The 25,942-nt window shown below is 44.4% G+C and carries 21 protein-coding genes; 10 read left to right on the top strand and 11 right to left on the bottom strand.

Features of this window, described 5'->3' with window-relative positions; translation table 11 throughout:
• Positions 1 to 63: 63 nt before the first annotated feature.
• Positions 64 to 1,425, top strand: a complete 1,362-nt coding sequence (locus FDP09_RS13305) for an MFS transporter (protein WP_137403131.1) — start codon at positions 64 to 66, stop codon at positions 1,423 to 1,425.
• Between the two features lie 19 nt (positions 1,426 to 1,444).
• On the opposite strand, the gene FDP09_RS13300 is transcribed toward FDP09_RS13305, so the two are convergent.
• A complete protein-coding gene (locus tag FDP09_RS13300; RefSeq protein WP_244940511.1) occupies positions 1,445 to 3,274 on the bottom strand; it encodes a sensor histidine kinase in 1,830 nt (609 codons plus the stop codon).
• Positions 3,275 to 3,494: 220 nt separating this feature from the next.
• Here FDP09_RS13300 and FDP09_RS13295 point away from each other — a divergent pair, with 220 nt between their 5' ends.
• The 3 genes from FDP09_RS13295 to FDP09_RS13285 all read left to right on the top strand — a co-directional run bounded on the left by FDP09_RS13295 (position 3,495) and on the right by FDP09_RS13285 (position 5,893).
• Positions 3,495 to 3,932 carry a nucleoside deaminase gene (locus tag FDP09_RS13295; protein ID WP_137403130.1) on the top strand — a complete coding sequence of 146 codons (438 nt, stop codon included), beginning with the start codon at positions 3,495 to 3,497 and terminating at the stop codon, positions 3,930 to 3,932.
• Entirely contained in the window at positions 3,908 to 4,813 is a 906-nt protein-coding gene (locus tag FDP09_RS13290) for a hypothetical protein (RefSeq protein WP_229683372.1), read from the top strand. The genes FDP09_RS13295 and FDP09_RS13290 overlap by 25 nt, the downstream gene beginning before the upstream one ends.
• A 210-nt stretch (positions 4,814 to 5,023) precedes the next feature.
• Positions 5,024 to 5,893: a substrate-binding domain-containing protein gene (locus FDP09_RS13285; protein ID WP_137403129.1), complete on the top strand. Its 870-nt coding sequence runs from the start codon at positions 5,024 to 5,026 to the stop codon at positions 5,891 to 5,893.
• 103 nt (positions 5,894 to 5,996) lie between these two features.
• Here the strand turns inward: FDP09_RS13285 and FDP09_RS13280 are convergent, their stop codons facing one another.
• Genes FDP09_RS13280 through sdaAB form a run of 3 tightly spaced genes read right to left on the bottom strand, consistent with a single transcriptional unit; the run spans position 5,997 to position 9,328 of the window.
• Positions 5,997 to 7,283 (bottom strand): efflux RND transporter periplasmic adaptor subunit, encoded by a 1,287-nt coding sequence (locus FDP09_RS13280; protein ID WP_137403128.1) that lies wholly within the window; start codon positions 7,281 to 7,283, stop codon positions 5,997 to 5,999.
• 11 nt (positions 7,284 to 7,294) lie between these two features.
• Positions 7,295 to 8,641 carry a TolC family protein gene (locus FDP09_RS13275; protein WP_137403127.1) on the bottom strand — a complete coding sequence of 449 codons (1,347 nt, stop codon included), beginning with the start codon at positions 8,639 to 8,641 and terminating at the stop codon, positions 7,295 to 7,297.
• 9 nt (positions 8,642 to 8,650) lie between these two features.
• Positions 8,651 to 9,328 (bottom strand): L-serine ammonia-lyase, iron-sulfur-dependent subunit beta, encoded by a 678-nt coding sequence (sdaAB, locus tag FDP09_RS13270; protein WP_137403126.1) that lies wholly within the window; start codon positions 9,326 to 9,328, stop codon positions 8,651 to 8,653.
• 158 nt (positions 9,329 to 9,486) lie between these two features.
• On the opposite strand from sdaAB, the gene FDP09_RS13265 reads away from it, so the two are divergent.
• Positions 9,487 to 10,311 carry an aminotransferase class IV gene (locus FDP09_RS13265; RefSeq protein ID WP_137403125.1) on the top strand — a complete coding sequence of 275 codons (825 nt, stop codon included), beginning with the start codon at positions 9,487 to 9,489 and terminating at the stop codon, positions 10,309 to 10,311.
• A gap of 32 nt (positions 10,312 to 10,343) precedes the next feature.
• Here the strand turns inward: FDP09_RS13265 and FDP09_RS13260 are convergent, their stop codons facing one another.
• The 4 genes from FDP09_RS13260 to FDP09_RS13245 are packed head-to-tail and all read right to left on the bottom strand — an operon-like array spanning position 10,344 to position 16,421.
• A complete protein-coding gene (locus FDP09_RS13260) occupies positions 10,344 to 11,138 on the bottom strand; it encodes a thymidylate synthase (protein WP_137403124.1) in 795 nt (264 codons plus the stop codon).
• A 1-nt stretch (position 11,139) separates the two neighbouring features.
• A complete protein-coding gene (locus FDP09_RS13255; RefSeq protein ID WP_137403123.1) occupies positions 11,140 to 12,021 on the bottom strand; it encodes a YicC/YloC family endoribonuclease in 882 nt (293 codons plus the stop codon).
• Positions 12,022 to 12,044: 23 nt separating this feature from the next.
• A complete protein-coding gene (locus FDP09_RS13250; RefSeq protein ID WP_137403122.1) occupies positions 12,045 to 15,344 on the bottom strand; it encodes a biopolymer transporter Tol in 3,300 nt (1,099 codons plus the stop codon).
• Between the two features lie 24 nt (positions 15,345 to 15,368).
• The gene (locus tag FDP09_RS13245) at positions 15,369 to 16,421 is read right to left on the bottom strand and encodes an NAD(P)/FAD-dependent oxidoreductase (RefSeq protein ID WP_137403121.1); all 1,053 of its coding nucleotides are present in this window, start codon (positions 16,419 to 16,421) and stop codon (positions 15,369 to 15,371) included.
• A 57-nt stretch (positions 16,422 to 16,478) separates the two neighbouring features.
• Here FDP09_RS13245 and FDP09_RS13240 point away from each other — a divergent pair, with 57 nt between their 5' ends.
• From FDP09_RS13240 to FDP09_RS13220, 5 genes are read left to right on the top strand one after another with little or no spacing between them, the layout of a single operon-like run.
• The gene (locus FDP09_RS13240) at positions 16,479 to 17,132 is read left to right on the top strand and encodes an MBL fold metallo-hydrolase (RefSeq protein ID WP_137403120.1); all 654 of its coding nucleotides are present in this window, start codon (positions 16,479 to 16,481) and stop codon (positions 17,130 to 17,132) included.
• Positions 17,129 to 17,821, top strand: a complete 693-nt coding sequence (gene pssA / locus FDP09_RS13235; protein ID WP_137403119.1) for a CDP-diacylglycerol--serine O-phosphatidyltransferase — start codon at positions 17,129 to 17,131, stop codon at positions 17,819 to 17,821. Before FDP09_RS13240 ends, pssA begins: the two co-directional genes overlap by 4 nt.
• Positions 17,818 to 21,093 carry a type IX secretion system sortase PorU gene (gene porU / locus FDP09_RS13230; RefSeq protein ID WP_187328671.1) on the top strand — a complete coding sequence of 1,092 codons (3,276 nt, stop codon included), beginning with the start codon at positions 17,818 to 17,820 and terminating at the stop codon, positions 21,091 to 21,093. Before pssA ends, porU begins: the two co-directional genes overlap by 4 nt.
• Positions 21,090 to 22,301, top strand: coding sequence for a type IX secretion system outer membrane channel protein PorV (gene porV / locus FDP09_RS13225; RefSeq protein ID WP_137403117.1), 1,212 nt, complete (start codon positions 21,090 to 21,092; stop codon positions 22,299 to 22,301). The genes porU and porV overlap by 4 nt, the downstream gene beginning before the upstream one ends.
• On the top strand, positions 22,301 to 23,575 hold the full coding sequence (locus tag FDP09_RS13220) for a M16 family metallopeptidase (protein WP_137403116.1): 1,275 nt from the start codon (positions 22,301 to 22,303) through the stop codon (positions 23,573 to 23,575). Before porV ends, FDP09_RS13220 begins: the two co-directional genes overlap by 1 nt.
• Positions 23,576 to 23,578: 3 nt before the next feature.
• Here the strand turns inward: FDP09_RS13220 and FDP09_RS13215 are convergent, their stop codons facing one another.
• Genes FDP09_RS13215 through FDP09_RS13205 form a run of 3 tightly spaced genes read right to left on the bottom strand, consistent with a single transcriptional unit; the run spans position 23,579 to position 25,839 of the window.
• Complete coding sequence (locus FDP09_RS13215) at positions 23,579 to 24,532, bottom strand: glycosyltransferase (RefSeq protein ID WP_137403115.1); 954 nt, start codon at positions 24,530 to 24,532, stop codon at positions 23,579 to 23,581.
• Between the two features lies 1 nt (position 24,533).
• Positions 24,534 to 25,448, bottom strand: a complete 915-nt coding sequence (locus FDP09_RS13210; protein ID WP_137403114.1) for a GNAT family N-acetyltransferase — start codon at positions 25,446 to 25,448, stop codon at positions 24,534 to 24,536.
• Entirely contained in the window at positions 25,426 to 25,839 is a 414-nt protein-coding gene (locus FDP09_RS13205) for a sugar 3,4-ketoisomerase (RefSeq protein ID WP_137403113.1), read from the bottom strand. Before FDP09_RS13205 ends, FDP09_RS13210 begins: the two co-directional genes overlap by 23 nt.
• Positions 25,840 to 25,942: the final 103 nt, after the last annotated feature.

Below are 25,942 nucleotides of genomic sequence, written 5' to 3'. Positions count from 1 at the left end.
CCCCATTGAGGACAGGTACTACCCTTCAAACTTTACAACCTAAACCCCTTACATAACTGCTAAATGCAACCCGATACACAAAAGAAGAAATTAAGTTTTTGGCAAATCTGGAACATGAGCTTTGGCTTTCTGGGCATCCAGATGGGCTTTGCGCTCCAAAATGCCAATGCCAGCCGCATTCTCCAAACCTTCGGTGCAGACGTAGAGCACTTGTCCCTATTTTGGCTCGTGGCACCTATCACCGGCATGATCATCCAGCCCATCATTGGCCATTACAGCGATCGCACATGGACCAAATTGGGCAGAAGAAGGCCGTACTTTCTGGCCGGTTCTATTCTAGCGGCCATCGGTCTGGTGCTGCTGCCCAATGCCTCACTGTTTGTAGCTTTTTTGCCTGCTCTATGGGTGGGTGCTGGATTCCTGATGATCATGGATGCATCGTTTAATGTTGCCATGGAACCTTTCCGGGCATTGGTGGCTGATAAACTCCCTACCGACCAGCGGACCTTGGGCTTTGCTGTCCAGACCTTGCTCATTGGTCTGGGGGCCGTGATCGGCTCTTGGCTGCCCTACACCCTTACCGAATGGTTTGGCGTGGCCACGACGGCAAATGAGGGCATCGTCCCCCAAAATGTCCTCTGGGCATTTTTTATCGGAGCTACGGTATTGGTGGTATCTATTTTATGGACCGTCATTCGCACCACGGAGTATCCTCCAGAGGTACAGGATAAATGGAATGCTCACGAAGACCACAAACATGCTTCCCACAAAGGTTTATCGAGTATTTTCTCGGATTTTATTAGCATGCCAAAAACGATGAAACAGCTGGGCTTGGTACAGTTTTTTTCTTGGTTTGCGCTGTTTTCGATGTGGGTGTTTACGACTCCGGCTCTGGCTCAGCACGTTTGGGGGCTCCCCAGCATGGACCGTAGTTCCTTGGAATTTAATGAAGCGGGGAATTATGTAGGGGTCATCTTTGGCTTTTACAATTTAGTTTCAGCGATATTTGCCCTAGCCTTACCTTTTTTAGCTGCCAAAATAGGCAGGAAGATGACCCATGCCGCTTGTTTGATTGCAGGCGGATTGGGGTTGATGTCCTTTTTATGGATCACTGATCCAAGTATGAAATGGATGCTAAACTTCTCGATGATCGGTGTGGGAATTGCCTGGGCCAGTATCTTGGCAATGCCTTATTCAATTTTGGCAGGTGCTATTCCTGCAAGAAAAATGGGGGTATATATGGGAATCTTTAATTTCTTCATTACCGCACCGCAGATCCTAAATGGTTTTGTGGGTGGATTGATCGTAAAACATTGGTACGAAGGTCATGCGATTTATGCTATTTTCACCGCCGGCTTACTGTTGATCGTGGCCTCAATGTTGACATATTTTGTAGAGGACAAGGATGATAAGGCACTTGTTTGACAAATGGCCAGGCTCCCTATCAGGAATTGGAGACTTCTTTGGTGACCATCTGGGGAATGGTGAAGTGAAAACTTGCTCCATTTCCCAACTCACTTTCCACCCAAATTTCCCCGCCATTTTTCTCCACGAAATCCTTGCACAGCATCAGTCCGAGCCCTGTTCCCTTTTCATTTTGGGTACCTATGGTAGTGAAAGGCTTGCTTGAAAAGATCTTCTCCATATTTTCTGCCGCAATTCCCACTCCCGTATCCTCCACAATCACCTCTACCAATTCGCCTTGACCAACAATCTTAATGAGTATCTGATCTTCTTTATCACAAAACTTGATGGCATTGCCGATCAGGTTTCGAATCACCAACCTGATCATATTTAGGTCCGCAAAGGCATAGATCGTTTTCTCTGCACAAAATGTGACCTGGCTGCCTTTGGCATCAAGTTGGTTTTTAAAAAGTGAAATAACTTCTTGCACCTCTTGGGTGACATTTATTTTAACGGCCTGAATGGACTCTCCTTTCAATTGGGTCTGTGCCCACTCCAGTAAATTCTCCATAAAACTAGAAACATCCTTTAAGTTTTTGGCAAAACTAGGCAACATGGACCTGAACTCATCTTCCTTAACCCACCCATACTCCACCATCTCTACAAACTGGGTAAGAGAATGGATGGGATTACGTAGGTCATGTGAAATAATGGACAAGAGCCTATCCTTTGTAGTATTGAGATCAGTCAATTTCTTCGCTTGAAACTCAAGCCTCTTTTGATCTTGAACAAACTGGGAGATATCCCTAAATAAAATCAACCTTCCCTGGTATTTCCGCTCGCCTTCCTTTAAAAACTTACTGGACACCTCAAAGTACCTGTCCACACCGTCCCTCGAAATCATCTTTTCGACGACTACTTCATCGTCATTTTCAACTAGGCTTTTCCAAAATTCCTCATCAAATCCCAAATCACCCACATCCTTACCCGTGATATCTTCTACATTTTTCTCTATCAATTTTGTAAAATAAGGATTTACATCCACCACTCGCCTAGCACCATCGATTACCAGCATGCCGTTCTTCATGGAATCCACAATAATATTTCTGGCGATAGGTTTGATGTCAAACAATCCTACTTTAAAGAACCCGATAAAAACAATCATACACGTCACTATAAACGCATGGGGTGTAGGATCTATCCCGTTAAATGGCCCTACTTGAAACACCACCAATATATTGGCTATCCATGGCACCATGGTGCCCGCAAGTATGATCATGGTCTGCTTTTGATACACTCCCTTGGTGCTAAAATACCTCCTGATCAATAGGTAAACACCATAACCAATGGCGAGATAAAAATAGCTTGTATGAATAATGTACCATGGGCCTTTCGCCGTAAGCAAGGCAAACAGTCCGTTCATTTCCACAATCTCGGCTTTTTGGTAATGGAGATGATGATAACCATTGGTCCAGACCATGATCATAGAGATCAAGGGAAAAACAAATTGACAGGCAATCCACCTCGGGCTTAACCAAGCTTCCTTCCCTACAAACTTCAGCACAAAAAGCAACCAAAAAACCGGGACCAAAGTGATGCCGATATATTCAAAATCCACTACCAACAACATCGCTTCCAGATCGTCCATCCCCACCATCACGCCATCACTAGCAGCCCAAATCGACACGGCAATCATCATCGCCCCAAACCACCTCACATCCTTACTCAAGCGAGTAAAAAGAAAAACCGCCAATAACAGCACGACGACTGCAAATACGAGCAAAGAAAGCGAATAGGGACTAAGCGAAAATTCCATTTTTACAGTAAAGGAACAAAGGTAATACCGGTAATAATCGTATAAATCTAGCAATAAATGTTTATTACATTACAATCCAACGCCAATAAACCACAATAAAAGCCAAATAACACCAATAATAATTTCCCGTTTTGGAGAATAATATAAGATTCAATCAGTACTTTGAACAGGGCACACGTTTTGGCTCCTGCCAAGATTTTGGGTGAATTGGAAACGTTAAAAGCCCTTCAAATCAATCAAATAACGTATATTCGGGAAAGGTAATAGCGACTTTATGGACAAACACCTACAAGCTGCAATCGAAGAGGCCAAGAAAGGGCTACAGGAAGGAGGAATTCCCATTGGTGCTGTATTGGTACACGATGATAAGATCATCGGACGTGGCCACAACAGAAGAGTCCAAAAAGGGAGTGCCATCCTTCATGGAGAAATGGATGCCTTGGAAAATGCGGGCAGACAGGCCGCCGCCATTTACCAAAAAAGCATACTTTACACCACATTATCTCCCTGCCCCATGTGTACCGGAGCAATTCTGTTGTATGGAATACCTAAAGTGATCATTGGAGAAAACACCAGCTTTAAGGGTGAAGAATCGCTACTTTCTGATCATGGGGTAGAAGTCATCATTATGGATGACAAGCAGTGCATTGACCTAATGGCAAAATTCATGGAAGATCAACCTGCCTTATGGAACGAAGATATTGGCAAATGATCAAAAAAGCACAGCTGTTCTTCCTCCTTGCACTTGTCCATATCGGGATATCGGCTAGGCAACAGCCTAAAATGGCTTCCCAAAACCCTTCTCCAATGATAGAGCATATCAGGCCCCATGAGCGCGTTCCTGATATATCAAACTCCGGCCTATATGAAGAATGGCCAAATATATTGCCAAAAAGGGTACATTTTTTCCTGCCCGAAAAAATGGTTACAGACTCAATCAATCTTCTCATTCATTTTCATGGAGCACAAAATGTGGTCAATTATACCGTCAGCCATAACCCAGGCTGGATGGCTATCACAGTAAACTTGGGAAGTGGATCATCAGTTTATGCAAGTCCTTTTTCAGAAGCCAACACCTTAGATAAACTTATCCAAGCAGCATCAAAAGCCTCCGCAAAACCCATTCGAGGCATTTACCTTTCGGGATGGAGTGCCGGTTACGGAGCCATCAGAAGCATCCTAAGAAACGAAACCAAACACCGCATAAAAGGCATTATTCTTCTGGACGGTATGCATGCAGGATATGTCCCCAATGGTACTCCATTGGCCGCTGGCGGTAAAATTGACCCAAACGATCTGTCACCATTCCTGGACTTTGCAAAATCATCCATCGAAGGGAAAACCCAGTTTATTTTTACCCACAGTGCAGTTTTTCCCGGCACCTTTGCCAGCACTACCGAATGTGCCGACTACTTGATACAAGCGCTTGGCCTAGACCTAAGGCCATTTCTCACGGAAGGTCCTCTTGGCATGCAGCAACTGGCAAAAGCTTCTAAAGGCAACCTACGCATCATGGCTTTCGCCGGCAATTCAGCACCTGACCATGTGGATCATCTACATGCCATGTATTGGTTTTTGCCTTTGTTAAAATGACTGTTCTTTTTTCCGTCCCAGGGCAAACGTAATTATAAAACACACCACTTGATCCCACAAACCTAGCTAAAGTGCCGTCAGCACGGATGAAAGCAACCTTATTGTGGATTATTTGCGCTTGAAAAAAGTAAATGTGGGTTTCACTCTTCGGTACCGCGAATATCATTTCCCAGGCATTATATTTATAAAATGCTTTTTTATCTTTGGGCAATGAAAACGATCAAGATAACAGGTGTCCCCGAACACTTTAATTTCCCTTGGCTCAAGCTGATTGAAGAACAGCCATTGGCCGATGCTGGCTATACCATGGAATGGAAGGATGAATCCAAAGGATCAGGAGCCATGAACAAGGCCCTCCGCGAAGAGGAAACTGACATTGCCATCGTTTTGACCGAGAGCTTTATCAAGGACAAAACGGAAGGTAACCCTGGAAAAATCATCGGGTACCACGTGCTGTCCCCCCTTAATTGGGGAATCCATGTACCAGCTAAATCGCCCGTAAAAACCATCCATGACCTCCAAAACGCTCCCTTCCTTATTAGCCGGTATGGTTCTGGTTCGCATTTGATGACTTACCTACTGGCCAAGAAAAACAACTGGAGCCCACAGACGCTCCAATTTGACGTAGTAGGCAATATGGACGGTGCCTTAGAAGCATTTGCTGACCACCAGCCAAAAGGTTTCCTTTGGGAGAAATTCACCACCAAACCATTGGTAGATGCCGGACATTTCAGAAGAATAGATGAAATCCCTACACCATGGCCTTGCTTTGTCATTGTGGCCCATGAAAAACTTATAAAAGAGCAGCCCCATATCCTTCCAAAGCTGCTTTCAGCACTATATGCCGAATCCAAAACACTGAAAGCTAACACACAATTACCAACCTTGCTGAGCAAAGCCTACCACCTTCAGGAAACCGATATTATCGAATGGCTAGCCCAAACTACTTGGTCCACTAAACCTGAAGTGGAAAAAGCTACGCTCGAAAAAACAATGGCTATATTGAAAGAACTCGGACTGATAGATACTGAAGTCCCAGTGGAATCATTAGTAGCCACTGAAATGGTCCAGTTGGTATAACTGAGGAAGCTAGTGTCAAATCAAACCTTAACTCAGGTCAGAAAGAAAAAAGGCCTTGGAAAATCAACTTCCAAGGCCTTATCTATTTCATAGCAGACAACAATCAATTGGTCCTTTTGACCAAGTCGCCATCTTTTAATTGTTTACTCACGACAAAGTACGGACCTGCCACTAACTCTTCTCCCTCTTTGATCCCCTCTTTGATTTCGATGTTTTCAAAATCCGAAATGCCCGTTTTTACCCGTGTAAGTTTAGCTTTATTACCATCGGACATAAATATGATTTCCTGAAGATCACTCTCCGCATTGGTCGAATCCACCCGAATATTGTCCCTTGTGGTCACAGCTGCCAAAGGAACGGATAGAACATCCGCCTTTTTTTCGGTAATGATTTCCACACTGGCCGTCATCCCAGGCCTGAAAGGGTACCTATTTTCCTTGGTGATCAATTTTTCATAAGATTCATTGAGTATCCTGATTTCCACCTCAAACTCCGTAACAGCATCTTGTGTGGCCTTTTCATTGGCAGAATTGGCAATGGAGGTGACGACACCGGTAAATTTCTCTCCAGTATGCGAGTAGGCATCTACTTCAATGATCGTCGTGTCGCCCAAGGCTATCCGTACAATATCATTTTCATTGACATCGACCACTACCTCCATGACGCTCAGGTCTGCGATGCGTAGCATTTCAGTACCGGCCATTTGCTGAGTTCCCACGACCCTTTCACCTTTTTCCACCAAGAGTTTAGATACGATTCCATCAGTAGGGGCAAACACATTGGTCAACCTCAAATTTTCATTGGCTTCCTCGACACTTGCCTGAGAGCTTTTCACCACATATTCAGCAGCTTGCACCGATTGCTGTGCTGCTTTCAGGTCATTTTCTGCGGAAACATAATCGGCAGTGGCCTGCTCATATTCGGAATCCGAAATCACATTGGACTCATATAGCGTCTTATTTCGCTCATACTGCAACCTTGCTCTGTCAAACTGCGCCTCAGAACGCTTCAGTGCTGCTTTGGATTGGGCCAAGTTGGCCTTTTGTTGGTTCAGGTTAGCGCGTGTCCTATCCAAGGCTGAAATAAAATTGTCAGGTCTGATCTTTACCAGCAGATCATTCTGCTTCACTGAATCGCCCTCGTTGATTTTCAGTTCAATGATCTCACCCGCCACGTCCGGGCTTAATTTCACTTCCGTTTCTGGCTCGATCACCCCAGAAGCACTTACTTTTTCAACGATCGTTTTCTTGGAAGCCTTGGTAATCTCTACCTCTGTCTCAGCGGCACCCCCTACCCACCCAAGGGCCCTGCCGATAACGATCAAAAGGATTAACACCACTGCGACACCACCCAAAATATAAATTAACTTGTTTGTTTTCTTCTTAGCCATGATTCATCGTGTTATAGTGTAAGGGGATTACCCAAATAAAAGTCCAGGACCTTTACCCTGAAAATATATTCGTATTTTGCTTGAAGCAAATCTGCTTGGGCATTAAAAAGGTTGTTTTGTGCTACCTGAAAGTCCACTGCATTGATCACCCCTACTTCAAAGCGCTTTTGGGCCATTCGGAAGGCTTCCTCCAACGAAGAAACCCGCACAGTCGATGACTCATAGGACTGTTTCGAAGCCACCGCATTGGTATAAGCGGTCTCGATGTCCTGACGCAGTTGGTTGCGTACCTCCTGTACAGAAATTTCACTTAGGTATTTTTGCACCCTCGCACGTTGGAGGTTTGCTTTATTACTGCCGTTATTAAAAATGGGAATATTGAGGCTGAGCCCCAGCCCCTCATTTAAATTGAGGCTGAGCTGATCCTTAAACGGCCTGGGCTCTCCTGTCTGGGGATCTTCAAAATTATCCGTATAGTTGGTCCCCACGCTACCTCCCAATCCTAAGGTCGGAAGCAATCCTCCTTTGGCCACTTTTACGCCATATTCGGCACTTTCCATTCCCAGTTCAGCCGCTTCTATTTCAGGCATCAAGGTAACGGCAATAGAAAAAATCTCGTCCACATCATCATTACTGATCATATAATTTTCTGCTTCCAGTTCAGGTACAGCCACATCAAATTCTTCTTCAAAAGGCAGCTGCATCGCTTGGGAGAGATTCAGTTTTGCCAATCTCAAATTGTTTTTAGCATTGGTAAGCTCCATCTCGCTGGTTGCATTTTGTGCCTCCAGGTCCAGTTGATCCGAAAGTGGCAGCGCTCCTGCTTCCACTAGCTTTTGGGTTCTTTCCAGTTGCTGACTGGTCACTTCCAATTGGGCGTCTGCCACACCTACTTGTTCTTTCGCAAACACCACATTTACGAACAAGTTGACGATATTCAATGTAATATTGTTTCTCGAAGCCTCCACATTTTTTTCACCAGCTTCCAAGTCTTTTTGGGCTTGTTTGATGGAATGATTGATCTGTCCCCCAGCGTAAAGGGTCATATTTGTACTAGCGTTTAGCCCAGCACTCCCAAAATCCACCAATGATGCTACAGAGGTCACGGGGTTAATGGACCTACCCCAGTTGTAGCGATAGGAAGATGAGGCCGATAAGGAAGGATACCTCCTTAGCTTAGCTTCCTTTAGATTGGTTTCGTTGTTAACTTGGTTAAGCAGGCTCCGCTGCAGCTCCAAATTGTTTTCAAGTCCAATTTGGATACATTCTTCCAAGGACATGGAAGTAATATCCTGTGCATGCAGCACACCCAAAAAACCGCAAGTGAAAACAACTGCAGTAAAAAATCCTTTCATCATAATGTATAACTATAAATCAATATCCGGAATATAAATTAATTCATGAATCCAACTAATACTCTCTAAATACTTGACGGTAATGGCGTTGAGGCCAGAATCCATTTCGATCACATGACAAGCCATATCCCGCTTGCCCTTCCTTGACACCGACATCGTCGCAATATTGGCTTGCTCCTGTGCCAAAATACTGGTAATGAATGCAATGGCTCCAGAGACATCATTTGCTTTGATAATCAACGTATGCTCTTGTGCAGAAAACTCAGCATGAAAACCATCAATTGATTTGATATTGATCAGTCCTCCTCCCAAGCTTTCACCAATCACTTCTACTGTTCGCTCGCCTTTTGTGAGGTTTAGCTTGATCGTATTGGGATGGAAAACTGAAGCATTTCCTACTGACTTAAAAATATAAGTCAATCCGCGCGATTCAGCAAGTTCAAAGGCCTGTTTTATACGGGCATCATCGGTTTTCATATCCATAAGGCCTCCTATGATAGCCTTGTCACTGCCATGGCCTTCATACGTCCGGGCAAATGAATTGTAGAAGGTAACCACAGCCTCATCGGGAATTCCGCCCAACACCTTAATCGCTGCCCTTGCAATCCTCACCACACCTGCTGTATGTGAAGATGAAGGGCCTATCATCACAGGCCCTATCATATCAAAGACACTACTTTTTCTTGTCATATTTGGGATTTACATTTTCAAGTACTATGCTAATCTAATACTTAAGATTCAATTATCACTGAATATGGTTTTAAATCCTCAAATCATCATCATTATCCATTGATTTTAACTTAAATTCACTGGACAAATCTTTGAAAAGCAAGCTTACCTGACCGATAATGAACACACAACCGTTCGATAACGACACACTTTTAATCCATCCTTCCACTCACGGAGAGTTTGTTCATGCACCAGCAGCATTGGCAAACAGGGCTGCCTATTTTGGGGATGGGCTGTTTGAAACCATGATTTTTACCAAGGGGAAAATCCGCTTTCGCCAAGCACACCGGGCCAGACTCAAAGAAGGACTGAAGCAATTAAAAATCTGCGATAATAAGCTGACTTCCATCGTGGCATTGGAGAGGTTTCTTCAAGGACAATTTGGGAAAACTTCATTAAGGGTCCGATGGAATGTTTATCGCGGTGGATTGGGAAAGTACACGCCCCAAAACCATGACGCCAGAGAACTTATCCTCATCCAAAAAGCCACTCCTGCCCAAAGAATAAAAAAAACTGCTTATATCAGCACTGAAATCACCCTGCCCAAAAGCCCCTGGTCCCATTGCAAAACCCTCAACGCGCTCCCCTATGTCATGGCCAATATCGAACGCAACGAACGGGGCATGGACGAGGTCATTTTAAAGGACCCATCAGACTGCATTTCCGAATCGGGTATTGCAAACTTGTTTTGGAAGAAAGAAAACATCTTTTACACCCCATCGCTAAGCTGTAGCTGCATCGCTGGTGTGGCCAGAGGAAACTTGCTCAAGCACCTGAGAAAGTATGGCATTTCGGTAATTGAAGGAAAATTCACAGAAGCAGACCTCTTTTCAGCCGATCAGGTGTTTACCACCAACGCATCCGGAATCGCCTATCTCCAACAGATCGAAAACAAGGCGTTTGACACCAGTTCAATTGAAATAGTAGAAAGTCTCTTTGATTAGTACTGTTCCCGATATTCAAATTTTACAATTTCCTAAACCGACACAGCTGCCTTAATATGGGGATGAGGATCATAATTTAACAATTCAAAATCCTCGTACTCAAACGAAAAGATATCCTTCACCGCGGGATTGATCTTCATCGTGGGCAATGGCCTGCAGTCTCTCGATAGCTGCAATTTGGCCTGCTCCATGTGATTGGAATATAAGTGTGCATCACCAAATGTATGGATAAAATCACCCGGTGTTAAACCACATGCTTGGGCGACCATCATGGTAAAAAGTGCATAAGAAGCGATATTGAAAGGGACTCCCAAAAACACATCCGCACTTCGCTGGTAGAGCTGACAGGAAAGTTTTCCTTCCGCCACATAAAACTGGAACATCGTATGGCATGGTGGCAAGGCCATATTGTCCACATCAGCCACATTCCACGCACTTACCAACAGCCTTCTGGAATTAGGATTGTTCTTGATTTGGTGGATCAAATGCTTGATTTGATCTATTTCTCCACCTTTGCCATCCGGCCAATGGCGCCATTGATAACCGTAAACCGGTCCAAGATCACCATCTTCATCTGCCCATTCATCCCAAATCCTGACCTTATGGTCTTTTAGGTACTGGATATTTGTATCTCCCTTCAAAAACCACAGCAATTCATAGATGATAGACTTAAGGTGGCATTTTTTGGTCGTCACCAATGGAAAGCCCTCTTGAAGATCAAACCTCATCTGATATCCAAAAACGCTTTTCGTGCCTGTCCCGGTCCGATCTCCCTTTTGGACTCCTGTGTCCAGAATATGCTGTAGTAATTGATGATATTGTTTCATTTTATATAATATTAAGCGCCTGCTCCTTGATCTTCTCCAGTTCATCTTTCATGATGATCACATGCCGCTGGATCGCTGCATCATTGGCTTTGGACCCGATGGTATTGATCTCTCTACCGATTTCCTGGCTGATAAATCCCAACTTTTTGCCCTGGCTTTGGGAAGAGGACATGGTCTTGTCAAAATATTTGAGGTGTGTAGAAAGCCGAACGATCTCCTCGGTAATATCCAACTTCTCGAAATAGTAGATCAATTCCTGCTCGAATCGGTTCTCGTCAAAGGAATTTTCTTCCATCCAGTCTTTGAAATTATTGGTGATCCGGTTTTTTATGCGCTCTTTTCGCTTAGGCTCCTCCTTTTGGATTTCGTCCAGTCCCTTTGAGATGACGTCCAGGTTTTCCTTAAATTTATGATAGAGCGTATCCCCCTCGTCCTTTCTGAATTCATCACACTTTTGAGTGGCTTCCATTACCACCTTTTTTACTGCCTCCCACTCATCCTGATCATCAGATTTATCCGAAACGGTGGTGACCACATTAGGCGCTTGAATGGCCAATCGGAACAAATCACTGCTGTCATTCACCCCCACTCGCGAAGCCATAGATTTATAGGTATCAAAGTATGTTTCGAAGAGTTCTTGATTGATGCTCACAGGTAGATTGGTACTGGATTTTGCCGTGAACTCAATATTCAGGTTCACCTTTCCCCTTTCCAAAACGCCTGACACCAGTCCCCTTATCTCTATCTCTCGGTCAGAAAACTGCCTGGGACTGCGAAGGTTAAAATCCAAAAACTTGGAGTTTAACGTTTTGATTTCCGCGCTGATAATATAGCGGTCATTTTCAACATTGGCTACACCATAGCCGGTCATGGATTTAATCATTCAGCAAACTTAAACAATTCATGTTAGAAATTATATCCCAAGGTCACATAGAATCTCGGATCACCCACCTCGTAATTACGTATCGGCCAAGCTGTATCGAACTTCACGTAATAATTCAACAAAACCGTTCTTAGCCCTCCACCATAACTCTGTAACCAAGGGTTGTTAAAGTTATTGAGTGTAATATTAAAGGGCGACCCATCTGTATTGATGACTTCTGTATTTTGGTCGTTTACACGTTCCCATGGAGCTGCATCATCCCAGGATGATCCGGCATCATAAAAGCCCACCAACTGGAAATTCTTAATAAAATTAGACGCGATATTTCCTCTGGACAAGTACGAGAACAGGGGAATCCTCAGCTCAGCGGAAAAGGTCACCACATTCCTGCCCCGGATTTCATCGTAGTCATAACCTCTAAGATCCACAAACTCTGCAAATAGAATATTGGAATTCTCAACACCATCCCGGTTTCTCACTGGTGATGGTTCTGGTCGATTGGAAGGTGGCTCGTAAAACTCATTGAACAGCCAGTTTTTCATGCCCCCCACCAAGTAACTCTGCGGATTGTTCCCCATAAAAGAGCCTGCAAAAAGCTTCGTGGCAAAGGTTATGTTCTTATGGATTTTTTGATAGTTTCTTAAATCAAGGTAAAAATTGCTAAACGACCTATCGCCTTCATCAATGCCCTGATAATGCTTAAACCCTATTTTTCCTTTAAACCCTTGCTCCATATGAAGGCCTAGCAGCCTGGTCTTGTCCACCACCAATTCGGCTTTTCCACCAACATAATGCACATCAAAACGATTTTGCGGCCCCTCGCTCCCCAGTACCAATGAATCGGGATTTAGGTTAAAGTATTGCGTTTTGGCATAAAATGGAGCTACTGTAAACCTCGTATGCTCCGTAAAGGGGTAGGAGAAACCAAGCTCCCCTTTGGTAAGTACATAACGCTGATAAGTGACATCTCCTTCTGAAATCACCAATGCCCTCCGATCAAAGCGAGCCCGATAGTCGATACGGTTTTTCAGGTATTCGTACTCAAAATACACATCACTTCCCGATCTGAAATCCAAAGGCGTCATAATCCCTCCTTGGAAGACATGATTATGCAAAAGCTCGGTCATCTTACCTTCGATATTCAAGCCAAAACCTCTCAATGGATCCACTACAAAGGTGGTTCGCAAACTATTGGCCTGTACCTGGGGCATATAATCCCTTGGCCCTCTAACGGTGTTTTTGAGACTCTGCTTCCTGAAAGCTTCCAAAATATCACTTTTTCCGGAGGCCAATCTACCTTCTCTCTTCTCTTGGGGCGTCGGTACGGTATCGAAGCTGTAATTTTCGGTATTGATCCCTGAATGGTGCTCAAACCGCAATCGGTCCACATTGATGGTTCCTGTCTTATTGGATGAAGCCGGGATAGAATCAATGGCCAGCGGATCCTCTGTATCAGCAGTCAATCGCGTAGGAACCGTTTTTTCTTCCTCATCATCCTCTTCTTGCTGCTTTTCCAACCTTCTTTCTGCCAGACGCTCGTTCAATTTCTTCGCTTGATTTAGTTGAATCCGCGGCGTGCCTGGCGTAAATTGATCAATATTGGGATAAGACTCCAGTACCAACTTACTGCCTGTCCCATCCTTATAAGCATATGCCCATTTATTGATCAGTGGTGAAAAATCAAATGACTCCACACTGGTATTGAAGGCAGAAACTTGGCTGGATACCTCGCTGCCCAGCCCATATCGCATCAGGTTATAAATGCCGCTTTGGTCACTGAGGTGAAGCACAAAATTCTGATTCATCGGACGCGGCATAAAGTTCTTTGAATTCATGTTGGTAAGCTTTGTCGTCACGAGGCTATCGCCCAGTTCCAGCTTAAAGAGATTAAAATATTCGGGTAATTTCCGAGCGTCCGGAGCTCTGGTAAGGACACTATCTGGCAAATCGGCTCGATTGGAAGCATAAACGATCGTCGAATCATTGACGAAAACGGGAGTAATGTCATCAAATACGTCATTGGTAAGCCTTCTTCCCCTGCCTCTCAGGTTAAGGGTATAGATATTCGTCTTACCACCGGACTGTGCCGAAAGCACCATATTCCTGCCATTGGGTGAAAAGTCAAGGCTGTTGATTTGCGTGATGTTTCGCAGAAAAATCTTGTCCTGACTACTGCCATCAATGCTCCTCATGCGTAATGTGGTCAATCCTCGCTTAAAGGTGGCAATGGTCAGATTCAGCGTGTCACGCCAAGCTATTACCGGTGAAGTGAAATTAGGTTCTTGATCTTCAACAGAAGAACCTCCTTTAAACACTGTCACCTCATTATTGGAAGAAAGGTTTCTAACGACCACTTTGAATTTACCATTGTTATTGAGGACATACGCCAAGTGCTCTGCATCTGGGCTGAATTTTATATCATTGATCGATCCATTTTCATTTTTCTTGGTAGATGCGATGACATTATCTGTCGATGGCTCTTTAAAGGTTGAAAAGACGGGCTCATTTACCGTGGTATAATAAGCTCGCCATTGCTCGGCAAAGCTCTTATAACCCACTCCCAAGGTATTGGCAATACTGTTTTCTTCGTTTCTATTGATTCGGCTGAGGTTTAGGATACTGGAAACATACCGCTTACCGTACTTCTGCACAATAAAATTCCAGATGGACTGCCCCACCAAAGATGCCTCTCTTTTGTTCAGTTTATAGAGTTTTGGGGACTCGTTACCTTTTAGATAATGACGTACATAGTCATCCATTTCCAAGCTCCATCCTTTGGCAAGGTACAGGGCCGTACCGTCTATAAACCATTCTGGAAAACTATTGATCAAATTGGACTGGAAGGCATCTGCAATCGTGCTTCCATAAAGCATCTCCTCGAGAATGACCCTAATGGTGCGATACAAAAGCTCATCCTTAAAGGAGGCCCAATCCCCTGTATAGGGAACCTCCGCCAGTAGTTTGGAAAAAAACGTTTCGCCATTGACTGTATAACTATCCTCTTCCAGGTTCAAGTTGCTTTCCAACCATTCTTCCCGGCTGTTATAAATATAGATCTTGGGCTTCGTATAGGCGACATAACCTATCATCTGGGTGATCCGCTCAAATTCATTTTCCAAATAGTCGATGGCCATTCGGGCATTGTCTCTCCCTCCACCGTAATAGTACACCTCAAAATTATTGGATGAAAAAAAATACCAATCAAATTCATGGTGCTGTATTCTGTTTTTTCCAAAGCGCTCTTGGTCAAATTGGGCATTCGAGACGGAATAGGAACCTAGCCAGAGTAGTGTAAAATAAATAAAAACTAATTTTACCTTCATTGATCTGTTTTCTTGTCTTTGTTTTTAAATATACTTAAAAAATCGACTTATGTTAACATCTTTTTCAGGTTCGCTACCTTCCAATAATAACCTGAGCATGATCTTGCTGTAATAAGGTACTAAAGAAACCCCTTTCGCACCAAATCCATTGAAGATATAAACGCTTTCAGCAGCAGGATGTTTTCCAAGAAAAGGTTTTCGATCCTTGGTAGCAGGCCGAACGCCCACGCGATGACTCAGCAGCTTACCCGCCTTGCTCGGGACAATCTTCTCCAATCGTTCTAAAATCTCCTCTTTGCCCCGATCAGTGGGGCCTTCGTCCAGATCATGCCAGCTATAGGTAGATCCCACCCTAATCCTATCGTCAGGCATGGTAATCCTGAACACACCCCTATTGATGATTTCTTCAGGAGCAAAATCACTTTCTATCTCGATTATTTCTCCTTTGACCGGTGCAAAAGGCAACCAATCAAAATACGAACTTTTGGCCGCTCCCAGACCACTGCAATAAACTATTGCCGATGCTTTTATATCCTGATAATGCCATTTGCCAGCTTCATGCTTGAGCAGCTCCTCATCGAAGTGCCCATTGCGTAGTCGTCCGTTTTTTGCCAACCAATCGCCATAGGCGTCCATTAACGTATTGATGTCCAAATAACCGGCATTCTTGAGCATAATGCCTCCATAGGGATCAGTGACCTCTTCATACAACGGCTTTGTCCTGACATTCTCCAAATAATCCTGTACTTCCGCATCACAACTTTTCCCCATCCATTCATTTTGCTCCTCAATGCTGAAAAACGGGCGATAGATATTTCTGGCATACATGAGCTGCTTGCCCAGCAAGGCCTCCAGGTCACCATAAAGTGGCTTGATGGCCGGAAACAGAAGATCAGCATTCCAGGTTTTGACCATTTTCCGGCCGGTGATAGGATTGAACAGCCCTGCAGCTACCCTACTGCTGTTATTGGCGTCGGCCTGATCAATCACAAGAACAGACTTCCCTGATTTGATCAACCGATAGGATAAAACCGTACCTGCTATGCCTTGTCCAATGAGTAAAAAATCTACTTCCATACCCAAAATTAATTTCTTTCTTCGTTATTTTGGCATGAATTCAAAAATGTTTCGACGATGCTTAATGTACAAACTTTCACGTTCAACCCCTTTCAGGAAAACTGCTATATCCTGTACGATGACACCAAAGAAGCGGTGATCATCGATCCTGGATGCTATGCTAAGGACGAACAGGAAGCATTAGATAATTTTGTCCAATCAAATGGCCTCACTCCAGTGAGATTACTGAATACCCACTGTCATATTGATCATGTTTTAGGTAATTATTTCGTAAACCAATCCTATGGCCTTCCTTTGGAAATCCATCCCAAAGATGAACCTGTCCTTATGGCCGTCAGTTCTTATGCCTCCAATTACGGATTTCCGGCATATACACCCTGCGAGGCCGAAAAATACTTGGAAGAAGCTGATAAGATAACCTTTGGCGAGACTACGCTGGAAGTTATCTGGGTTCCGGGCCATGCCCCTGGTCATGTGGTATTCTATCATCCCGAGAGCAAAACCTGTATCGGTGGCGACACCTTGTTTCAAGGAAGCATTGGCCGTACTGACCTGCCCGGAGGAGATCATCAGACCTTGCTCGATGCCATTAAATCCAAACTTTTTGTGCTTCCAGATGATGTAAAGGTCTATCCGGGACACGGACCGACCACGCTGATCGGCCATGAAAAAAACCACAATCCTTTCGTAGGTAAAAACGCTCAATTTTGAATATCAAAAAACACATTCCCAATGCAATTACCTGCATGAACCTCGCCAGTGGAATGGCTGGAATATTTTTCGTGCTGGATGGAAATCTCTTTGCAGCGACGTATTTTATCATGGTCGCTGCGGTTTTTGATTTCTTGGATGGTATGGTGGCCCGCTTGCTGAAAGTACACAGTGAGATCGGAAAACAACTTGATTCACTCGCGGACATGGTGACCTTTGGCGTACTACCATCATTTGTGCTTTTTCAGCTGTTAAAAATCCCTTTTCCATCAGGATATGTTCCTTTTATCGCATTTCTGATCGGTATTCAGTCTGCCATGCGTTTGGCGAAATTCAATATTGACACACGGCAATCTGATCGGTTTATCGGTGTACCCACTCCTGCCAATGCACTATTGATCTGTACCTTGCCTTTTCTTGCCGAACGATTTACTTGGGCAGATTCTTTGGTGCAAAACAGTTATTTCCTCTTGGGACTGACGCTGATCATGGCCTTGCTCCTGACCGCGGAGCTGCCCCTGATTGCCTTGAAATTCAAAAACTTTCGATTGACGGATAATGTGTTTCGATATTTGGTCACTGCGATCGGAGCAGTAAGCGTCTTATGGCTGGGATTGGCAGGAATACCCTTAATCATCATCAGCTATATCTTGCTTTCTTTAGTAGAAAGCAGGCTTACCTCCTTATGAACCTGATTCCTGACATACTGAAATACACCCTATTGGTATATTTGGCTCTTTTCAGTACAGGTGATCCATTATTTGCCCAGTCAACTTACTACAAATTTCCGGTCACCCAATCCGGCATCTACCAGCTATCCACAGCAGAGCTACCACAGCTAAAGGATACTCCCTTGGATAAAATTGCCTTTTATGGCTCCAATGGTATCCTACCGCAAAAGTTGGAAGAAGGGGCTTTCCAACTTCATGAACTCCCTTCCCTTCTAAAAGACAATCGTCTGTATGTTTACCTGGAAGGGCCTCATCAATTTTCCATGGAAGGCGATAGTTTACAATACATCCATCACACCTATACTGACACCGCCTATTACCTCATCAAAACCAATGTACCGACTCCCAAGCGCATTAAAACCAGCCAAGAACCACCTCCCCATACTAATTCCCCATCAGGAAATGTGCTACTTTACTCGCTCTATCCTTATAAAAAAGAAGAACTGAACCTCCTTTCTTCCGGTAGAAAATGGTACGGAAATAGGCTTCGGGCTGGTGGAATCGCTTCTTTTAACATCCACGTGGAGGCCTACCATGATGGCCCCATTTTTTACCAAGCCAATCTCATGGCACAATCCACCAGTACTGCTGAACTAAAGCTCAGAAGCCATCAGCATGAATTTTTCACCACCTCTATTTCTCCCATTTCCCAATCCACCTATGGATTAAAAGGACGGGAAAAATCCGTAACAGGATTTACCGGACACACTGACTTGGGCAACCCCACGCAGTTTAATATTGAACTGGAGAGCAGCGATCCAAATGCCGTAGCATTCTTGGATTATTTCCTGTTAGGACTTCCAAATAATGCCGATCAAATCCAAAAAGGCATTTATATAAACCTTCATCCACAGGAACCTGTTGCAATCGGAGTGGAGGAAGACAAACTCTACTGGGATGTTTCGCGCTTCGACCAACCATCCGCCCTACTTCCAAAAAATGGCAAAGCCATGCTGGCACCACTTCACCGTGTCGCCATTGCACAGACCAGTGCATCAGCCGTCATCAAGGATCTCCGCAAGGTAACCCTAAACCTCCGGCAGATCGATCCAGCAGCCTTGGTAATCATTACGGCACCATCACTCATGTTTCAAGCCAATAAATTAGCGGATTTTAAGCGAAGCATCGGGATCAGCACAGTGGTGGTTACGACACAGGAAATATACGACTGTTATAATTATGGCACCAGGGATGTTACCGCCATCCGTAATTTTCTGGCCGACCAATACCACCTGCACAAAACCCTTCAAAACGTACTGCTTTTTGGAAAAGGCACTTTTGACTATAAAAACATCAGCTCGGGTCGCCCTAACCTCGTCCCCACTTACTGCAGCCGAAACAGTCTCCATCCATTGACATCCTTCAGCTCGGATGACTATTTTGGTTTTTTGGAATTTGGGCAAGGGGAATGGCAAGAAACAGCGCAAGGAGACCTTCCGCTTTCCATTGGGGTGGGACGTATCCCGGTAATCAACTTCCAGGAAGCCCGGAATGTCGTAGAAAAAATCATCCAATACGAAACCCCTTCTGCACAGCTTGGTAAATGGAAAAGGCAACTTCTTTTTGTGGCCGATGATGGAGATCAAAACATCCACCTTGGCCACAGCGAGAACCACGCTTCTACTATTTCACATGAAAGCCCGGCATATGAAGTCCAAAAGCTCTACTTGGATGCATTCGAGCAAATCAAAGATAAGGGCTCCCAGTCTTCTCCAAAAGCAAAAGCAGCGCTGTCCAAGCGGCTAGAAGAGGGAGCATTGCTCGTTAATTATATTGGTCACGGCAATGAAAACACGCTTACAGCTGAAAGAATCTTCCAAACAAGTGACCTTCAGGACTGGCCTGAAACCAACCATTTCCCACTGATCGTTACCGCCACCTGTGCCTTTGGCCGACATGACAGCCCCTATTTAAGGTCAGGAGCTGAAGAACTGTTGATGGCCAAAAACAAAGGTGCCATTGCCCTGCTGACCACAGGAAGACCGGTGTTTAGCAGCATCAACTTTGAATTGAACAAAGCATTCATCAGGGCCATTCAGGAAAATGATATGGGAAAAGGACTTCAGCTAGGAGACATCTTTAAGGTTACAAAAAACAATAGCCTCAACGGCCCCTATAACCGGAACTTCTCGCTCCTTGGCGATCCCAGTCTCCGGTTGGCCCGGCCAGAATTGACCGTGGACTTCCAGCTGTCATCCCCTGACGGAATCCCCAGCGACACGCTATTTACCCATCAAAAATCCACCATCAGCGGCAGTATCCTTGATCCTGTCACCAGAATTCCAGTCGATAATTTTGAGGGGACATTTATAGTAGAGATCTTGGGACCACCCTCCATCTCAGAGACCAATGGTGACGAAGGGCCTCCCGCTACCTATCAAGACCCAAACAATATCCTCTACCGAGTAACAGGAAATGTCAAGAATGGCCATTTTATGGCAGAGCTTTTCATCAACCCCAACAGCAGCCTCTCCAATGGAACCATAAGGGCTTTTGCTTCTTCCAGCTCCAATACCTTCGAAGCCATGCAGGCCACTTCCATCCCCTTAGGCCAGGCTCCTCCTGATGGCCAATCCGATCAAGAAGGCCCCATCATTCGCTTATTTGCCAATGATACCATAAAAAACAATGACGTCATTTCTTCTAACCGGGTCACATTCATCGCTGCTTTGGACGATAAAAGCGGCATCCAGACCGTTTCAGGAAAAGGTCAGGACATCAGCCTTCAGGTCAATGGCCACCCCCCCATGATCCTCAATGATTATTATCGTGCCATTCACAGCAAATACACCACTGGCATCATCGAAATGCCCCTTGATGGATTGGAAGAAGGAGTGAATACGCTGGAATTAACCGCTTTTGATAATTTCGGGAACCGCAGCACCCAAATCTTGGAGATAGAAGTCCGGGGAAGTAAAAAAATAAGAATTTTAGAATTTATAAATTATCCAAATCCTACAAATGACATCAGTTATTTTAAAATAAAACATAATCGACCTAATGAAAGTATAATTTTTAAGTTGAACATCTTTAATTTATTGGGACAGGAAATATTTTCAAAGGAAAAACGTTATCCAAAAGCAAGTACAGAAATCACCGATATCGAATGGATTTTTTTAAGAGACATGATAAAAATTCCCGCAAAAGGAACTTATATTTACGAATTACAGCTAACAAGCGAAAGGGACGGAACCTCGGACCAGGCAATTGGAAAAATAAATATTCAATGAAGAAATCAAGTGATTATTTAAAAGCGCTTACTTTTTTAACTGCATTTACCTTTACTGCTCTTTCGGCGGAAGCCCAAAATTCGGTGCGAGTTTCTGGACAAGACCAAGGCCGTAGGGTAATCATTACAGCTGTACCCTTTTTGAATTTTGCCCCTGATAGTAGGCATTCGGCCATGGGAGATGCAGGTGTAGCCACCACTCCTGATGCCAATTCAATCCATTGGAATGCCGCCAAGCTGGCCTTTGCGGAAGATGAAATGGGGTTTGCACTATCCTATTCCCCTTGGTTGGGAAAATTGGTTCCGGACATGTCCCTGAGCTACCTTACCGGCTATATGCGGATCGATGAGATGTCCACACTGGGAGTGGACTTGCGGTATTTTAACATGGGCGATATCCAACTGACCAATGGCCAAGGACAGTCCATCGGTCAGTTCAATCCTAGGGATATTGCCATTGGCACGAATTATTCCAGAAAACTCTCCGAGACGCTTAGCCTGGGTATTTCCGCCCGGTTTATCCATTCGAATATTGCAGGAAACATTTCCTCCAATGGCAGCGGAGACAGCAAACCAGGCGTCAGTGTAGGTGTGGATGTGGGCGTTTACCAACGCAAAGAAGTGCTGTTCAGCAATAAAGAAGCATACTGGTCGTGGGGAGCCAATATCAGCAATATAGGCCCTAAACTCACCTATAATAATCCTGATGATGCCGATTACCTCCCGACCAACCTACGGATAGGAACAGCACTGGAAACTGCCCTGGACGAAAACAATAACCTGACCTTCGCCCTTGACTTCAACAAATTGATGGTCCCTACCCCTCCGATCTATGCGACCAATGAGGATGGTTCGTTAATTATAGATGCCAATGGAAACCCAGAAATAGAACAAGGCAAAGACCCAGATCGCCCACTCCTTAGCGCCATGTTCGGTTCCTTTGCCGATGCTCCTGATGGCTTCAGTGAAGAAATGCAGGAACTGATGATTTCTTTTGGTGTGGAGTACGAATACGCGGAAAAGTTTGCGCTGCGGACAGGTTATTTCTATGAAAACAAGCATAAAGGTGGAAGGCAATATTTCACCATGGGCGTAGGATTTGACCTCAAGCGTTTGGGCTTTGACTTCTCTTACCTGGTGCCCCAAAAACAAAATCACCCGTTGGCCGAAACCTTGAGATTTTCCTTGGCCTATAATATCCCTAAGTAATGACAGTACTGGATCGCTCAAAAGCTCCGGATTTCAACATCCCGGAATCGATAGAATTGACAAGACCTATCAAGCGGACTCTAAAAAATGGAGTCCCTTTGTATTTTATTCCTACGCCAGCGATCGATGCGATCAAGCTGGAGATCATCACCGAATCCAATAAGCAGCTGCTACCAGAAGAAGATGGGCTAGTCCCTTTTTTCACCTTGAACATGCTCTTGGAGGGCACCAAGACCATGAGCTCACCAGGGTTGGATAATTTCTTTGACCATTATGCCTCGGAAGTGGATACGATTTCGACCTTCGAGCAGCAAGGAGTTTCGTTATTGAGCACAAAAAAGCACTTTTTAAGTGTTTTACCAGTGTTCAGGTCATTGCTGACAGAGGCAGTTTTCCCCGAAAAGGAACTATTAAAGCGAAAATCCCAAAAAGCCCTGACCATCGCCATGCAGCAAGAGCAAAATGGTGCCCGGGCAAACCAGCTTTACCGAAAGGCGCTATTTGGCCCTTCGCACCCCTTTGGGTTTATCTCTGAGGAGCGCCATGTAAATGCGGTAACGAAGGAAAAACTGGTCGATTACTACCAGGAGAAATTTCTGATCAGTCCAGAACTGTTCGTTATCGGCAACTTGAATGATTTGGAAATCACACGCATCATGGAGGCTTTTGAAGACCTCACTATCCATGAAAGTCATAAGAAACCTGATGAGTTTATCCTCTGGCCGGAAAAGCGGCTTACCGAGGAAAAGGACAAAGCGGTACAATCCAGTATCCGCCTTGGCCAACACCTTATCCCCAAAACCCATCCAGACTATCATGCGCTGACGGTCTTCAACACCATTTTGGGAGGTTATTTTGGCAGTCGGCTTATCAAAAATATCCGGGAAGACAAAGGCTATACCTATGGCATCTACAGCTCGATCGGAAGCTTGGAAAAATCCGATTATTGGGTGGTCATGGCAGATGTCCAGAAAGGCCATGCCGACGAAGTAATCAGGGAGGTCTATTCTGAAATAGAAAAACTAAAAACCCTCCCTGTCTGCCCAGATGAACTGGAAATCGTGCGAAACTTTATGGCAGGTCATTTCCTGTCCAGTTTCAGTAATGCCTTTGATCTGATCAATAGGTTTAAGGCCATCCACTATGCCGGTCTAGACTATGATTTCTACGAAGCCCAACTCCAGTTTTTTAAGACCTTTACTCCAGAAGAGGTAATGGAATCGGGCAAAAAATATTTTGACACCGACAATATCATTGAAGTGGTGGTGGGGTAATCCTCACCTCCTTAACTTTTCATATAAAATAGAAACATCCAGCTTCATCCCATGCCAAAGCCTAAAAAGCTTTATAGCCAACCCTGAAGCACCAAGGCTTTCGGCTAGATGGAGCAATTCGCCAGCAGCCTCAAAGTTAGCAGATCCCAAGGCATGCTTAGCTTCATGCATACATCTGTAGATCAAGGCCTTTCGCTCAGATGCCGTTCTGTTCATTATGGCTATATTCTTACATACCTCAACGGTAGAGACCAGCATTTCTGAAGACCTGGTCCGGTACTGCTGACGAGAAAAGGAACCTCTATGGATCCGTTTATTCACCCCCAGGTGACCGCTAAAAGCAAACGGATATTTACGGGCAAGTCGCGTCAAAATATCAAAATCTTCATAGACCAACCCTTCGTTATATCCCCCGATCCGCTTCAATTTAAACGCATCAAAAACGACCGTAGGGGTGCAGACACAATACCGCATGATCACTCGCTCATACACGTCTCCTTGAGGCACTTTCCCCAGGATTTCCCCTTGCTGGCTTACGGGAAAAAACGTATCGATTTGCGTTCCATTCTCATTTACCAAATTGGCATTACTGGAGCAAAGGGCCGCTTCAGGATGTTCTCTGAGCGTCTGAACCGATTTACTGATATGCTCCTTCCCCAACACATCATCACCAGACAAGTCAATGACATAATCGCCTTGTGTGGATACCAAGGCCTCATTAAACGCCTCGCAGTAATTAACGGGCTGCTCATAGACAAACGTCTTGACCGCCCGCTCTTGATCATTCATCCATAACCAGGTTTTTATTTTATCTACGCTATCATCTTTGCTGCCATTATCCACAACAATGATCTCCAATACAGGATAATCCTGCCGCAAAACGCTATTGAGCGCATCAAGAATGTAATCACCTTGATTGTGGCATATGACAACTACACTGACTAGAGGAGATACCATTCTATAGCTTTAAATTCCAAATGAGCTTGTTAGCTGTATTATTGGCATTTTTCATTTTGTAGCGAATCAGGCTATGGTTGGGCTGACCATCCAGATCCGAAGACCCCAAATCAATAAAATCCACGCCCAAGGATTCTCCCAGACGGATCACTTCAAATAGCAAGCCCTCACCGGTGTAAGCCTGCTGCAAGGAAGGGTTGATTGCCGGCAGATAATAATATAGGCTATTCGGGGTCAATTTTACACAAAGTGCGTGCGCTGCGGCCTGTTCCCCATGATAGATCGACACCAAAAAATAGCGGTCTGCATAAGCACTGACTTGCTGAATGAGTTTTTCTTCCTGGACATTATATTCATGGCTCCTTTGCGAACGCCATTGCTTGATGTCTTTTAGAAAATTAAAGGTCTTGATATTTCCTGTTGCTACTGTAAAATGGAGCTTCTTGATCTTTTTTTTGTGCTTGGAAATTTTGGCATGGATAAATCCCTTGATAAACTTCTTGTCCTCCAAAAAGTGATGCAATAAAATCCCATCCAGCTGAAACCCCTGACACTTTAAAATATAATGCACCAACGGATTATTATCACCATAGATCCCGGGAGGTTGGACGATTCGGAAACTATTCGCTCCAAGATCCCGTAGCGCCAAGATAAGTTCGGTAACAAGGTATTGCAAACTATCAGAAGAAATCCTTTTCTCTGTCCAAAAACCACCAAATGGTGCATGATTAAGGGATATCGCGGTACCATCAGCCTTCAATACGACATAGATCAATGCCCTCACCTTCTGCTTTTTCAGCAACTTGGCACAAACATAACGCTCCCCTTCTCCTACCAAATAGTCATGCAAAAAATAAGGGTGATCTGTCGGGGGATTTTCCTGTAATACGAAATCATAGTTTTTCGTTATCTCCATCTTTAAGCTTATCAAATTCCTCTTTATTTCTTATATAATCCGCTTCGTCAAAATCGCTTTCTGACAGTACCAAAAGCACGCTATTTGCAGTAAAGGTAAACGTAGACCAAACCAACCGCGGTAAATAAAGTGCTTCCCCGCTATCTTTAAGGATATATTCATATTGGTTGTCTTCCAAATCCTCCAAGGTTACCTTGACACTCCCCTGGAGACAAACTGTAATCTGGTTATCCACCTTGTGGGCATGGACTCCCCGGACTCCTCCCTCAGGAACTTCCGTAATCCAAAAAGCCCTTCTCACTTCAAATGGCAGCTGGCTTCGCTCCCAAAAATTCAATTTTCCGGATGAATTTTTCGTTTCTCCAAGATGAAAAATGTAGGGTTTGGTCATGGGCGGTACGTTACTGATTTGTGGATATCAACTTACTGTATGGGCTAATTTAATCAAAAACCTACTGCACTATGCGGGTTACCTCCAAGAATTAAACAAATAA

This window comes from Echinicola rosea (genome assembly GCF_005281475.1).
GTDB classification, from domain to species: domain Bacteria; phylum Bacteroidota; class Bacteroidia; order Cytophagales; family Cyclobacteriaceae; genus Echinicola; species Echinicola rosea.
The sequence above is the reverse complement of the archived record's forward strand: the minus strand, read 5'-3'. Positions and strand labels throughout refer to the sequence as shown.

Bases quoted from the DNA above. Each gene is read 5' to 3' on its own strand.
- FDP09_RS13295 (WP_137403130.1), top strand. From the start codon at position 3,495: ATGGACAAACACCTACAAGCTGCAATCGAAGAGGCCAAGAAAGGGCTA.
- FDP09_RS13210 (WP_137403114.1), bottom strand. From the start codon at position 25,448: ATGGAGATAACGAAAAACTATGATTTCGTATTACAGGAAAATCCCCCG.
- FDP09_RS13255 (WP_137403123.1), bottom strand. From the start codon at position 12,021: ATGATTAAATCCATGACCGGCTATGGTGTAGCCAATGTTGAAAATGAC.
- FDP09_RS13215 (WP_137403115.1), bottom strand. From the start codon at position 24,532: ATGGTATCTCCTCTAGTCAGTGTAGTTGTCATATGCCACAATCAAGGT.
- FDP09_RS13290 (WP_229683372.1), top strand. From the start codon at position 3,908: ATGGAACGAAGATATTGGCAAATGATCAAAAAAGCACAGCTGTTCTTC.
- sdaAB (WP_137403126.1), bottom strand. From the start codon at position 9,328: ATGACAAGAAAAAGTAGTGTCTTTGATATGATAGGGCCTGTGATGATA.
- porV (WP_137403117.1), top strand. From the start codon at position 21,090: ATGAAGAAATCAAGTGATTATTTAAAAGCGCTTACTTTTTTAACTGCA.
- FDP09_RS13250 (WP_137403122.1), bottom strand. From the start codon at position 15,344: ATGAAGGTAAAATTAGTTTTTATTTATTTTACACTACTCTGGCTAGGT.
- FDP09_RS13245 (WP_137403121.1), bottom strand. From the start codon at position 16,421: ATGGAAGTAGATTTTTTACTCATTGGACAAGGCATAGCAGGTACGGTT.
- FDP09_RS13220 (WP_137403116.1), top strand. From the start codon at position 22,301: ATGACAGTACTGGATCGCTCAAAAGCTCCGGATTTCAACATCCCGGAA.
- FDP09_RS13240 (WP_137403120.1), top strand. From the start codon at position 16,479: ATGCTTAATGTACAAACTTTCACGTTCAACCCCTTTCAGGAAAACTGC.
- FDP09_RS13260 (WP_137403124.1), bottom strand. From the start codon at position 11,138: ATGAAACAATATCATCAATTACTACAGCATATTCTGGACACAGGAGTC.
- FDP09_RS13265 (WP_137403125.1), top strand. From the start codon at position 9,487: ATGAACACACAACCGTTCGATAACGACACACTTTTAATCCATCCTTCC.
- FDP09_RS13205 (WP_137403113.1), bottom strand. From the start codon at position 25,839: ATGACCAAACCCTACATTTTTCATCTTGGAGAAACGAAAAATTCATCC.
- FDP09_RS13280 (WP_137403128.1), bottom strand. From the start codon at position 7,283: ATGGCTAAGAAGAAAACAAACAAGTTAATTTATATTTTGGGTGGTGTC.
- porU (WP_187328671.1), top strand. From the start codon at position 17,818: ATGAACCTGATTCCTGACATACTGAAATACACCCTATTGGTATATTTG.
- FDP09_RS13305 (WP_137403131.1), top strand. From the start codon at position 64: ATGCAACCCGATACACAAAAGAAGAAATTAAGTTTTTGGCAAATCTGG.
- FDP09_RS13275 (WP_137403127.1), bottom strand. From the start codon at position 8,641: ATGATGAAAGGATTTTTTACTGCAGTTGTTTTCACTTGCGGTTTTTTG.
- FDP09_RS13285 (WP_137403129.1), top strand. From the start codon at position 5,024: ATGAAAACGATCAAGATAACAGGTGTCCCCGAACACTTTAATTTCCCT.